Here is a 12715-nt window from a genome sequence, read left to right on the forward strand (position 1 = left end):
AAAAATAGGGTTCCCCTGGCCAGGAGAACCCTATTATACACCTTATTTTTATATTGGTAAATTATAGCATAAATAAATTATTTTGTCAAGTTATAACCTTTTCTCTTCACCTTTCAAACCATCCATAATCGAAACTGCCCGTATATGCACATCAGGATATTGCTGACGAATTTGGCTTTTCGCATCATCAAAACTAAAAGCTACAACTTCAGCCATTGCCCTGCACACTCTATGCGGGGTAACAGTTCTCTGTACACTACTCGTTCTTGCAAACGCCATTCTCACAAACTGGACCCGCCTCAACTAAAGTTGGGTTCAGCACGGTTGATAGCTGCGATTCAGCCCATGTTTTCTCAAGCGCTTCGAGAAACACATTCGCCGGCTGCGCGCCGGAAACAGCATATTTGCGATCGATGACATAAAACGGTACGCCACTTACACCCAAACGAATGCCCTCGAGATGATCCGCTCGCACTTCAGCGGTGAACTGATCGCTTACCAGCATCTCTTCTGTAGCTTTCGGATCAAGCCCTACTTCAGCGGCAATCGCAATCAACGTTTCATGACGGCCGACATGCTTACATTCGGTAAAATAAACTTTGAACAACAGCTCAGCTACCTCATAATTTTTGCCATGCTGCGCCGCAAAGTGAAGCAGACGGTGAGCGTCTAGCGTATTTGTCAGCTGAAGCGTATCAAATCTTAGGTCCAAGCCATCTACTTCAGCCTGTTTCGCAAGTCTCTCGTGTATCTCAATTGCTGCTTCACGGCTCATTCCAGACCTAGCAGAAAGCGCATCGTATGCATCATACTCCGTATCTTTCTTCGCATTTTCATTCAATTGAAAGCTTTTGTAAACAATTTGCACTTGATCTTTATGAGCAAATTGCCCAAGCCCTGCTTCGATGCGACGTTTCCCAATATAACAGAATGGACAAGCAATGTCTGACCACACTTCTACTTTCATTTAAAAACCCCCTTTATACTGCAACCGCGTCTCAACTTGGTTGACTATATTATGCATAGTACAATAACCTCTTAAATAAAGTCAACTTAGTTGACTTTGTTTAAGAAGATTTTATGGATTTTGGTGCGACTAATTAAAAAAGATATATATAGAGGTAAATTTTTCGTTTCACTATATTTTTATCACTCGAGCTTTAGCTCTGCAACTGAATATAGGGCTGTTTTTCAACAAAAACCGAAATTCGCCGAAAGCCTATCCTTCGTCCGTTGAGAATTGTAAAGTGGCCTTTTAGCCCCCTACCCCATAGCTAAAAAAGAAAGTTTAATAATCATAGATTATTATGCAAATACTTCCTCTCGGCGTTGTACATGGTATATAATGATATAATAATCTGCTTTTATATGCTCAATTTTACACAATAGAGGTCATTCATAGGAAAGAGGTACAAAAATATGAAAACAAAACAAACAATCGCTGCGTCTACACTAGCTTTAGCAATGATTGCTGGTGCAAACTCGGCCCATGCAGAAGTAAATGAGGCTACTCCCCAGCAAAGTACAGGAGATCGATTAGCTGAAATTAAGCAACATAGACAAGAGTTAGATGCGAAATTGCAGCAGCACAAAGAAAATGTGGATCAAACGTTAAATGAACTTAACCAAGTTAAGGAAAATGTTGATACAAAGGTTAATGAACTACATCAACATAAACAAGTTGCTGATGAAAAAATCAGCGAGATTAAACAACATAAACAAGAGCTAGATGCAAAACTTCAGCAAGACAAACAAATTGCCGAAGAGAAAATCGCTGAAATTAAAGAGCATAAAAAGCAAGTAGATGACAAAGTTGCTGAAATTAAAGAGCATAAGCAAACTGTTGATGAAAAGGTTAATGAGATTAAAGAGCATAAACAAACTGTCGATGAAAAAGTGAATGAAATTAAGCAGCATAAAGAAAACATCGATCAAAAAGTTAATGAACTTAAGCAGGTTAAAAAACATGTAGATGAAACATTAGCTGAGTTAAAGAAGGCGAAACAAACTGCTGAGGATAAACTTGCTGAAATTAAAGAAAATAAGCCGAATACCGGTAACACGTTAGAGGAACTGAAGAAAATTAAAGGAAATTTAGATAGTCTTTCATCTAACTTAGAACTAGCTAAACAAGATGTGAAAAATAAACTTGCTGAGTTACAAGAAGCTAGACAGGACTTAATAAATAAATTGAACGAAATCAAACAAGCGAAACAAACTGTTTCAGACGATTTAACACAGAAAAAACAAGACTTAGATATTAAAATAAACGATTTTAAACATACTGAGAAAAAAATTGATGACAAATTAGCTGAGTTACATACAACGCAGCAAAACGTAGATAACAAGATTAATGAAGTATCACAACCTAAACAAACGACAGCGGATAATAACACTACTACTGTTCCAGCGAAAAACACTGCTAGAGAACTTCCTAACGCTGGTAGTGAGCAATCAAGTAACGTGCCACTCGGAATGTTATCTGTCTTAGGCGGCGTTTTATTACTTACGCGTAATAAAATTAAAAAGTATTTATAAAACAGTTATAATTTATATTATATAATCTACTGTCTCTTCTTTAAGAACCATTGCATCTGCTTCTTAAAGAAGAGACCAAATATAAGTACGTTTATGAACTAGCTATTCCTCTAAATTTAGATTCTCTCTCTATCCACATATCATTTGTTATAACGGCAAACCTTTCACTTTTTCAATATGATAATTCCCCTAAAAACATATATATCAATTATGTTATCAAATTCCAAACTTATATTAGTTCCTTATGTTTTAACAAAACTAGAAAACTTTCACTCATACTGTAATTCCCCTAAGTCATGCTGATAGGAAAATGTACAATTCTTTAACAATGTTAACTCTCAATTCATACACTACTAATAGAACTTGTGTAGCTATAAAATTTTCTAAATCATCAAGACTGTCACATATTCATCCTCTACTAGTGCCTACAGGATATTCTCATCTTCCCTCCCGCAAAGTCCTTACTCTTCTAATGACCACATGAACATGTTCCATTGCTACATTAGAACGACATCTATAAAATTTTTTATTAGGAGTGAAATAAATGGGTTCAACAAAGCTCACAGGACGAGTAATTTACAAAGGAGATCCCGGTTATATAGAAGCTATTAAGAATTGGAATCCTTACGTTGATGTCTTCCCCCTCGTCTTTGTTTTTGCACAAAATTCATATGATGTCAGTAACGCCATTAAATGGGCTCGCGAAAATCATGTTCCCTTACGTGTCAGAAGTGGTCGGCATGCGCTAGATAAAAATCTTTCTGTAGTAAATGGCGGCATTGTGATCGATGTAAGTGATATGAACAAAGTTAGTTTAGATAAAAAGAATGGTATAGCAACCGTTCAAACTGGAATTCACGTCGGCCCACTTGTAAAAGGACTAGCTAGAGAAGGTTTTATGTCACCGTTTGGAGATAGTCCAACAGTTGGAATTGGTGGCATTACAATGGGCGGTGGATTTGGAGTAGTCTCACGTACAATCGGTCTAATAAGTGATAACCTTATTGCTTTGGAAACAGTAGATGCGACAGGCCGAATCATTCAAGCAGATCCATGTTGCAATAAAGATTTATTATGGGCTTCTAGAGGTGGTGGTGGTGGAAATTTCGGATACAATACTGAATATACATTGAAGCTTCATCGTGCTCCTAATACTGCCACAGTCTTCAATATCATTTGGCCATGGGATCAGTTAGAAACTGTTTTCAAAGTCTGGCAAGAATGGGCTCCTTTTGTAGACTCACGATTAGGATGCCTACTTGAAATTTACAGCAAAATAAATGGCCTTTGTCATGCAGAAGGTATTTTTTTAGGTTCAAAAAACGAGCTTATAAACTTACTAGAACCTTTAACAAGTGCTGGAACTCCAACACAAATTGTTATAGAAGAATTACCCTACCCAGCCGCTATAGATTTCTTAGATCCTGATGAGCCAATCCCTGGTCGATCTGATCAGAGCGTTAAGTTTTCTTCGGCTTGGGCACTTAACCTTTGGCCGGAAGAACCTATTTCAATTATGAAACAATTTTTAGAAGAAGCTACTGGAACAGAAGCTAACTTCTTTTTTATTAATTGGGGAGGTGCTATAAGTAAAGTACCTAGCAGTAAAACAGCTTTCTTTTGGCGTAGCCCATTATTTTATACGGAATGGACTGCTAGTTGGAAAGACAAATCCGAGGAAGCTGCAAATCTAGCATCAGTTGAAAGAGTACGCCAATTAATAAGACCTTATGTAACTGGTTCTTATGTTAATGTTCCAGATCAAAACATCGAAAATTTCGGACAAGAATATTACGGATCAAACTTTGCTAAACTTCGGGAAATAAAAGCAAAATATGACCCCGAAAATCTATTCCGTTTTCCACAAAGTATACCACCCTCTTCCTCTTGTTAATGTATGACAAAATAAATAAAAAAAGGAACTCTTACAATCGTAAGAGTTCCTTTTTCATCATACCAATTTCCCATCTCTAAGCGTCAATATACGATCACATACATCAAGCATTCTTTCATCATGTGTAATCATAATTGCTGCTTTTTGACTTTCTTTCACTTCACGTTTCATCATTTCAACGACTTCGCGTGCGCGTTTTGAGTCTAAGCTTGCAGTTGGTTCATCAGCTAATATTAAATCTGGGTTGTTCATGAAAGCACGAGTGATTGCTACCCTTTGTTTTTCCCCACCAGATAGTTGATTTGGATAGTGATTTTTTCTTTCTCCTAATCCAAATGCTGCTAGCAAGTGATCCGCACGCTTTTCAGATTCTTGTTTGTTTTCTTTTTTTAGCTTTGCAATGTAAAGCAATTGTTCTTTTACATTTAAGTATGGAACAAGATTTGCGAACTGGAAAATGAAGCCGATTTTTTTCAAACGAATGTCTGTCATTTCCTTTTGTGATAACTTCGTAATATTTTGTTCACGAATGTAAATATCCCCTTTTGACGGTGATAGTAAAGCACCCGCGATTGATAATAACGTACTTTTCCCTGATCCAGAAGGACCAACGATTCCAATAAATTCTCCAGCTTTCACATCAAGCGACATCGGATGAAGGGCTGTTACTTCAGTATTCCCTTCTCCGTACACTTTACTTACTTTGTCTAATTTTAATAATGAAGTCATTACATCCCGCCTCCAATTGCTTCTAACGCATCAACTTTTAATACTTGATATAACGAAATAAGTGTTCCTAAAATACTAATTACAATAAAGATTACTGCATATTGTGCAATCATCGGTGTTGTTAATAAGAACGGCATACCCGCTGGTAAAATTGTTTCTAATCCTTGTACAAGAACAATACTGATTACCATCGCAACGACTGATAAGAATAACGCCTGCACGACTAAGCTATTTGCTAAATAAGAGTTTTTCGTACCGATTGCTTTTAATACACCTAATTGCTGTGTTTTTTGCAACGTAATTACGTAGAAGAATACACCGATTAGTAACGCAGCGATAACAAGTAAGAATGCAATGATCATCGTTAATGTTCCTTGCTCTTCTTTAAATCCTGGAATACTTTGTAATACTTCTTTTTTGTCGATAACATGTGCATTTTTAATTTCTTTATCTGTATTAAGTGCGATTGCACTATAATCTTTTTGATTTGGTTGTGAGATAGCGCCCCATACGTCTTCATTTACATAAACGACTGGTGTATGGCTAAACATTTGATCTTTCGTAAATCCAACGATTTTAAATTCTTTCTTTGAAACAGGATCAATAATTGTATCCCCAATATCGATTCCTTTTTCTTTAATTGATTCATCAGCAACCATTTCGTTGTTTGCTGTACCTAATTTCTCACCTTTTACAATTTTCGGTTCTAAAAATGAATCACGTTCACTTGAGAAAATAGCAACATCAACTTTTTTCGAACTATTTTTCTTTTCATACGTTGAAACTTTCACACGAAACGGAACTGCCTCTTTCTCGCCTACTTGATTTACTACATTATCTACATCGTCTTTCTTAATTTGTGAACGAAGTAGTTTATTTTCCGCATCATCCGCTAAAACGAACTTATTTGCCTCCATATTTTGAATAGATGAAGCATTATCATACGACAACCCATTTGCTAATCCTGAAATGACAAGGACTAAAAATGATAATAACACCATAATAAGTCCGATTAATCCATATCTTAATTTTGATTGTTTTAATTCACGCAGAGCTAAAAACATTTCGCTCGCTCCTTCCTCTTACTTTCTATGCACTTATCATAAAAAAGAAATATGAACGGAATATGAACAGAAGATTACATTGTAAAAATTAAATTTTCAGAAAGTATTGAAAACAATTGGAATCCTTGATACAATTCAGTCAAATAATATTGACCGAGTAATTTAATTTGAGGAGTTGATTATGTTGAAGCCCATGTTCACACTAACTACTTATAGCCAACTAAAAGCAATGAGCGATCCACTACGAGTCGAAATGATGATGCGTCTATGCGAACGTCCTTATACAGGACAACTACTGTCTGAAAAATTCGGCATTTCAAGGGCGAAAATTCATTATCATTTAAAAGAATTAGAGAAGAATGGTTTTATAGAAATCGTATATACAGAAGAAAAAAATGGCATCGTTCAAAAATTTTATCAATCTGTCGCTAAAGGCTTCACCCCTGCCGCAGAACTATTACCTCATTTAGAAATATTAAGCGAATCAGGTCGCCAAATCTTTTTACAAATGACGGAAAGAACGAAAAGCCATATTCTCGCTGCACCTGAAGAAGCTTTTACATTACGAAAAATAAGTGAAGACCCTGCTGAGTGGAATTACGTTTCATCCTGCTGGGAGTTTGATGCTACGCCAGAACAATTTCAAGTGTGGGTGAAAAAGTTTTATGAATTGATGGCTGAATTAAATGAGATTGCAAAAGACGCGGATAAAGATCCAAATAGTAAAGCTTATTACATCTCGACTACTGCACTGCAAATTGATGAGCGAGCAATGCAGCGATTTGTTAAAAAAGAAGGAAAATCGTAATACGATTTTTTTTACACCAACGGTCAATTTTATTTTACCGAATAAATTAATTATAAAGGAGTAGATTAAATGGACATATTAAAAAACCGGAATTTCCTCTTATTATTTTTAGGGAGAATTTTTACAAACATAGGAGATAGTTTGTATTATGTAGCAGCGATGTGGCTCGTATATGAGCTGAGTGGTAATCCTTTTTATTCTGGATTAGCTGGTTTTCTTACGTCATTACCTTCCGCATTACAATTTCTTACTGGTCCATTCGTTGATAGATGGTCAATAAAAAACACCCTCGTCATCACACAAGTCCTGCAATGCATTCTTATATTAATCATTCCTATTACACACTACTTCGATCTATTAACAGTCCAACTACTACTCATCATTATGCCAATCGTAGCCTTTATCGAACAATTCGCCTATCCCGCACAATCGAAAGCTTTACCACTTCTATTGAATAAAACACAATTATTAAAAGGAAACTCACTATTTTCGTTTGCATATCAAGGCATTGATTTAATTTGCACGACTCTTTCTGGAATATTAGTAGCGCTACTTGGTGCAATTACTTTATATGTAATCGACTCTTTCACATTTGCGATTACTGCGCTTTTATTCTTTTTATTAAAAATACCGAAACAACCAGAAACCAATGTAGACTTTCCTCTTGAAGGCAACAAATCCTTTTCGGTTAAACAATATTTCTCTGAATTAAAAGAAGGTTTTTCAATCGTCTTTCGTTCTTTAATGGGCGTTTTCTTAATCGGTTCAGTTGTCGCTAATTTTTCTATCGGTATGACGATGGCGATACTCCCTTCTTTCGCTGACTCTTTAGGAGGTGTGAAATTATATGGATTCTTTTTAGCCGCTATATCAGCCGGTAGTTTAATTGGAGCATTATTAAGTTCATGGGTTGGTAAACGTAATGTTGGCCGTGTCTCCATTATTAGCTTTGCGGCTGGCGCTGTCTTTTGGTTTCTTTCTACGATTGTACCGTTTCAATGGTTATCTATTTTTTTATTCGGCTTAGCGTGGATACCAATTGGCGCAATCAACATCTTATTTGCGACGATCAGTCAAATTGCAATTCCAAATCAATATCTTGGACGCATCAATTCCGTCACACGAAGCATGGGTACAATCGCTATGCCGTTCGGCTCTTTAATTGGCGGATACACTGCAAATGTATTTAGTAGCCAACTCATTTTCGCGCTCGCTAGCATCGGGATTTTATTCATTTCTCTCGTATGGCTACTTCATCCGAAATTACGTTCATTGCCGAAAGCTGATGAAATTACAGCGGATACTTTTGGTATTCGGTTTAAGGAAGAACGCGGGAAAGGTGCTGCTTTATAGCAGAAAGAAAACATTATCTAATCCGTAATGTGTAGAGATAAGTCCTACAAGCATAACCCCGTTCTAAATTTAGGACGGGGTTAAAAATATAGTTGTTTAATTTTGGATGTAAGATACTTCACTACACTAAAAAATATAACAAGATGTTATATGATATACCCGAAAACCCAATTTCATATTTCCCTATACTGTGACAAGGTATTTTTTGTTTGGAAGGAATTTGTAACTTTTTTATAGAATAATGATGAAGATGATCAGATAATAAATTTTTACACATAAGGAGATAAGACTATGGAAAAAAACAAATTACTAAGAATGGACAATGTCGGCATCGTTGTAGAATCCCTTGATGACGCAATCTCTTTCTTCGAGGAGATCGGCTTGAACCTCGAAGGGCGAGCTACTGTCGAAGGTGAATGGGCTGGTCGCGTAACCGGACTTGGTTCTCAGTGCGTAGAGATTGCTATGATGGTTACCCCAGATGGCCACAGCAGACTTGAACTTTCGCGATTTCTCACCCCACCTACTATATCAGATCACCGGACTGCTCCTGTAAACGCCCTCGGTTATCTACGCGTCATGTTCACCGTTGAAGACATTGACGAAATGCTATCCAGACTCACTAAGTATGGTGCTCAGCTCGTTGGCGAGGTGGTTCAGTATGAGGACTCATATCGGCTCTGCTACATTCGTGGAATCGAAGGACTTCTAATCGGTTTGGCGGAACAACTCGGTAACAAATAAGTAAGTGACGTTTTATAAAAAAACTTTACTTAAATATACATTACTGAAGTAAAAATATTTGAAGAAAATTCTTATTCAATAAAAGGCGCGATTGTTGAACAAGAAGTAAAGGAGTGATACATATTAGTCAATGACTAATATGTATCACTCCTTATTTTTTATGACTTTTTTTGATTTAGGCCTTGATAATGTAAATTAAACAACTTTTTATCACTTTACACGTAAGTGAAAATATATCAGCGATTTTTCAATTATATCGACCAACCGACAAAAACAGCCTCTTCCTTTTCATTTATTTAGGAAGCTCAACCTGAACAGTCGTCCCTTCCTCTTTCGTGCTATATACCGAAACGTTTCCGTTATGAAGTTCGACGATTTTCTGTACGATGGATAATCCTAATCCGCTACCTTCTACGTTTCTTGCCCTTGCTGTATCTACTTTGTAAAAACGATCAAATATACGATCCATTTCTTCTTTTTCCATACCAATTCCGTTGTCTGATATAGAAATCATAACACTAGATTCTAATTCTTCTACAACAAATTCAATGGTCCCGCCATCATTTGAAAACTTAATGCTATTCGTAAAAATATTGCTCCATACTTGATGAAGTAAGTTTTCATCACCTTTTATAGTGATGTCCGGTACATCAAATTCAACAGCTATATCTTTCTCACGCCACTTCCATTCGAGCATAAAAATGACGTCTTTAATTTGCTTCTGCAAGTGAAACTCTTTTATTTGTAGAACTTTCTCTTCTTTATCTAAAGAAGCTAGCGTAAGTAACTGTTTACATAAACTAGACATTCGCTTACTTTCGCCCTCAATAATTTTCAAATAACGTTTTCTTTCCTCTTCACTCATATTCTCCGATTGTAATGTTTTCGAAAACCCTTGTATCGAAGAAAGTGGAGATTGAAATTCATGAGAAACGTTAGAAACGAACTCTTGTCTCATTTGGTCTAATTCTTTAATGCTCTTCGTCATCTTTTGAAAATTAGTTGCCAGTGTACCAATTTCATCTTTTCGATTTTCATCTAATTCGATATCATATTCACCACTTGCAATCTTTTTGGTAGCTTTCGTAAATGTTCGAATGGGACGAACGATATAACCCGCTGCAATCGCTATAAAAATGATACTTAATACAACGATGAAACCAAGTAACACCGCTAGAAAAATTCTCATCTCACCAAATTGTTGCTGAATATCAGGGCGAATAAATAAAGCGTACTGTTTATCACCATGTTTTAATGGGACACCGACACTATTAATTAATTCATTATCGAAAAATCCTGTAATAAACAGGCGGGTTGGATATGTGGAAACACCATTATAAGTTTCACCTTGTAATACTTTATGAACTGTAGCATCACTAATTGTTATCTTGCGAAACGCATTCCCGATACGCTTTCCATTCTTTTGGTCATCTACAATATAAATTTCATATCCTAATTTCGCAATAGACTGTAAGTATGCCTCTTTATTTTCTTCACTTTGCTTTTCATATAATGATTTTACTTCCTCAGCATACATTAAAATCTTTTCACTATTGTACGGTTTTAACTTCACCTGATAATATACATTTGTTAATAAAAAACCAATTATACTACTAAGTAACATAATCCCAACCGTCATAAAAACAAATCTAGAATACAGTGATTTCATCTTATTTCAACTCCAACTTATAACCGAGTCCACGCACTGTCGTAATTTGAAAATCATCTGTTCGTTTTGAGAAACGATCTCTAAGACGTTTTACATGGACATCGACTGTTCGTTCATCCCCTTCAAAATCCATTCCCCATACTAATTCAATTAATTCTTCTCTTGAAAATGTTCTTCCAGGATAACTAGCAAGCTGCGATAATAATTCGAACTCCTTTAATGGAAGCAAAATCGTCTGACCGTTACACTTCACTTCAAACCCTTTTCGATCAATTGTCGTCCCGTGCAGCGTAATAATATCAGCACTAAGCATTTGATAACGACGCAATAATGCTTTCATACGGAAAATTACTTCAGCTGGTTCAAATGGTTTTACAATATAATCGTCCGTGCCAGAAATGAATCCTTTTTCTTTATCAACTAACTGATCTTTTGCAGTTAATAATATTACAGGTATATCATGATACTTCCTGATTTCTTCACATAACGTATAGCCATCAATAAACGGCATCATTATATCCACTATCGCAAGGTGAATATTTTCTTTCTCTAATATGGACTGTGCTACCTTTCCATCTTCAGCCTCAAAAACTTTAAACCCCTCTTTTTGTACATGGTAATGTAATAACTCTCTAATATGCTTGTCATCATCAGCTAATAAAATATGTATCATCTTCATTAAACCCTCTCTTGTTCATCCTTCTACATTCTTACATTAAGAAACAATTGTACTTTTTGCAAGAAAAAGAAAAACAATTACAGCATTAATTTTTTCATGGCAGTTAGCCACATTTTAAAATCCATTAAGCGAAATTATTGAGGTTACCAAAAATACTACGTGTGCTGGTGTGGAAGCAACACATGTACTCCTCATTAGAACCACAATACGGCACAAGCCAATATTTTACGATAAATAAAAAGAATCTATTTTGAAAAAAGATTATTCAAAATAGATTCTTACATTTCAGTATTAAGTTTATTTTAATAAAAAATAATTTCTAATCCTTATTAAGCCTTAGAAATATCAACAAATCCTTCACCGAACACATCACGAACATCATGTATAGCGATGAAAGCAGCCGGATCCGTAGTTTGAACAATCCGCTTTAGCTTCACTACTTCTTGCTTATTAATAACAATATAAAGAATTTCCTTCGGAGTTTTCGTGTAATAGCCATGACCTGAGTACACGGTAACCCCTCTGCCCATTAAGGTAGTCACCTTCCCGGCAATTTCATTCGGGTTATCAGAAATAATCGTAATGGCCTTTTTCGGATTCAAACCTTCAATTACAAATTCCATCACTTTCGTTCCTACATATAACATAATAATTGTCAGCATCAGCTTTTCTGCACCAATGATGAAATAAGATGAAAAAGCAACGATTAAATCAAAGAACAATAGACCATAGCTAATGCTCCAACCTAAATATTTATGTGTCATCCTTGCTAAGATGGTAGTACCTGCTGTTGTTCCACCAACACGAATGATTAGACCAATCCCGCATCCAATAAATATTCCTCCGAAAATGGCATTTACGAGCATTTCATCCGAAGCAATCGTCCAACCTTCTGTCAAATGAAGAAATAGCGAGTTAGTAACTACAGCAATGATCGTATAAATTGTTGTTATCTTATTCAAAAATTTATAACCAGCTATTAACAAAATCGCATTTAAAATTAAGTTAACTAAGCCTGGTGACCACTCAAATAAATAGTACGTAATAATCGTGATACCCGTTACCCCACCTTCACCAAACTCGTTCGGGATAACAAACAAATTCACACCTAACGCAAAAAGAAATGCACCAATAATAATAAAAATAATGTCTGTCGTTCTTTTTTTCATACAGTACCTCACTTCTTATGTAAATATTTATTCTGCCATAAACTCTCACCATTATATCGTGGAATATT

12 protein-coding genes are annotated in these 12715 nt (G+C 35.9%); 5 read left to right on the plus strand and 7 right to left on the minus strand.

Translation table 11 applies throughout. The features are described 5' to 3' along the window. Nucleotides 1-90 precede the first annotated feature (90 nt). Nucleotides 91-285 (minus strand): hypothetical protein, encoded by a 195-nt coding sequence (locus FT637_RS19130; RefSeq protein WP_193647648.1) that lies wholly within the window; start codon nucleotides 283-285, stop codon nucleotides 91-93. Beyond that, nucleotides 257-967 (minus strand): DsbA family protein, encoded by a 711-nt coding sequence (locus FT637_RS19135; protein WP_193647649.1) that lies wholly within the window; start codon nucleotides 965-967, stop codon nucleotides 257-259. Before FT637_RS19135 ends, FT637_RS19130 begins: the two co-directional genes overlap by 29 nt. Before the next feature lie 452 nt (nucleotides 968-1419). Between FT637_RS19135 and FT637_RS19140 the strand changes: the two genes are divergently transcribed. Both FT637_RS19140 and FT637_RS19145 read left to right on the plus strand, forming a co-directional pair. After that, entirely contained in the window at nucleotides 1420-2538 is a 1119-nt protein-coding gene (locus FT637_RS19140) for an LPXTG cell wall anchor domain-containing protein (RefSeq protein ID WP_193647650.1), read from the plus strand. Nucleotides 2539-3082: 544 nt separating this feature from the next. After that, the gene (locus tag FT637_RS19145; protein WP_193647651.1) at nucleotides 3083-4432 is read left to right on the plus strand and encodes an FAD-binding oxidoreductase; all 1350 of its coding nucleotides are present in this window, start codon (nucleotides 3083-3085) and stop codon (nucleotides 4430-4432) included. Nucleotides 4433-4489: 57 nt separating this feature from the next. On the opposite strand, the gene FT637_RS19150 is transcribed toward FT637_RS19145, so the two are convergent. Both FT637_RS19150 and FT637_RS19155 read right to left on the minus strand, forming a co-directional pair. Next, a complete protein-coding gene (locus FT637_RS19150) occupies nucleotides 4490-5161 on the minus strand; it encodes an ABC transporter ATP-binding protein (protein ID WP_193647652.1) in 672 nt (223 codons plus the stop codon). Next, nucleotides 5161-6225 carry an ABC transporter permease gene (locus FT637_RS19155; RefSeq protein ID WP_193647653.1) on the minus strand — a complete coding sequence of 355 codons (1065 nt, stop codon included), beginning with the start codon at nucleotides 6223-6225 and terminating at the stop codon, nucleotides 5161-5163. Before FT637_RS19155 ends, FT637_RS19150 begins: the two co-directional genes overlap by 1 nt. Nucleotides 6226-6406: 181 nt before the next feature. Here FT637_RS19155 and FT637_RS19160 point away from each other — a divergent pair, with 181 nt between their 5' ends. From FT637_RS19160 to FT637_RS19170, 3 genes are all read left to right on the plus strand, one after another. Continuing rightward, nucleotides 6407-7033: an ArsR/SmtB family transcription factor gene (locus FT637_RS19160; RefSeq protein WP_193647654.1), complete on the plus strand. Its 627-nt coding sequence runs from the start codon at nucleotides 6407-6409 to the stop codon at nucleotides 7031-7033. A 69-nt stretch (nucleotides 7034-7102) separates the two neighbouring features. Beyond that, nucleotides 7103-8386 carry an MFS transporter gene (locus tag FT637_RS19165; RefSeq protein WP_193647655.1) on the plus strand — a complete coding sequence of 428 codons (1284 nt, stop codon included), beginning with the start codon at nucleotides 7103-7105 and terminating at the stop codon, nucleotides 8384-8386. Nucleotides 8387-8677: 291 nt separating this feature from the next. Further along, nucleotides 8678-9130, plus strand: coding sequence for a VOC family protein (locus FT637_RS19170; protein ID WP_193647656.1), 453 nt, complete (start codon nucleotides 8678-8680; stop codon nucleotides 9128-9130). Between the two features lie 292 nt (nucleotides 9131-9422). Here the strand turns inward: FT637_RS19170 and FT637_RS19175 are convergent, their stop codons facing one another. From FT637_RS19175 to FT637_RS19185, 3 genes are all read right to left on the minus strand, one after another. Next, on the minus strand, nucleotides 9423-10799 hold the full coding sequence (locus FT637_RS19175) for a sensor histidine kinase (protein ID WP_193647657.1): 1377 nt from the start codon (nucleotides 10797-10799) through the stop codon (nucleotides 9423-9425). Nucleotide 10800: 1 nt separating this feature from the next. Beyond that, entirely contained in the window at nucleotides 10801-11478 is a 678-nt protein-coding gene (locus FT637_RS19180) for a response regulator transcription factor (RefSeq protein WP_002172629.1), read from the minus strand. Between the two features lie 329 nt (nucleotides 11479-11807). Beyond that, a complete protein-coding gene (locus tag FT637_RS19185; protein WP_070143987.1) occupies nucleotides 11808-12647 on the minus strand; it encodes a YitT family protein in 840 nt (279 codons plus the stop codon). Nucleotides 12648-12715 lie beyond the last annotated feature (68 nt).

Origin of the sequence: Bacillus cereus (assembly GCF_015071065.1) — a bacterium.
GTDB lineage: Bacteria > Bacillota > Bacilli > Bacillales > Bacillaceae_G > Bacillus_A > Bacillus_A cereus_BA.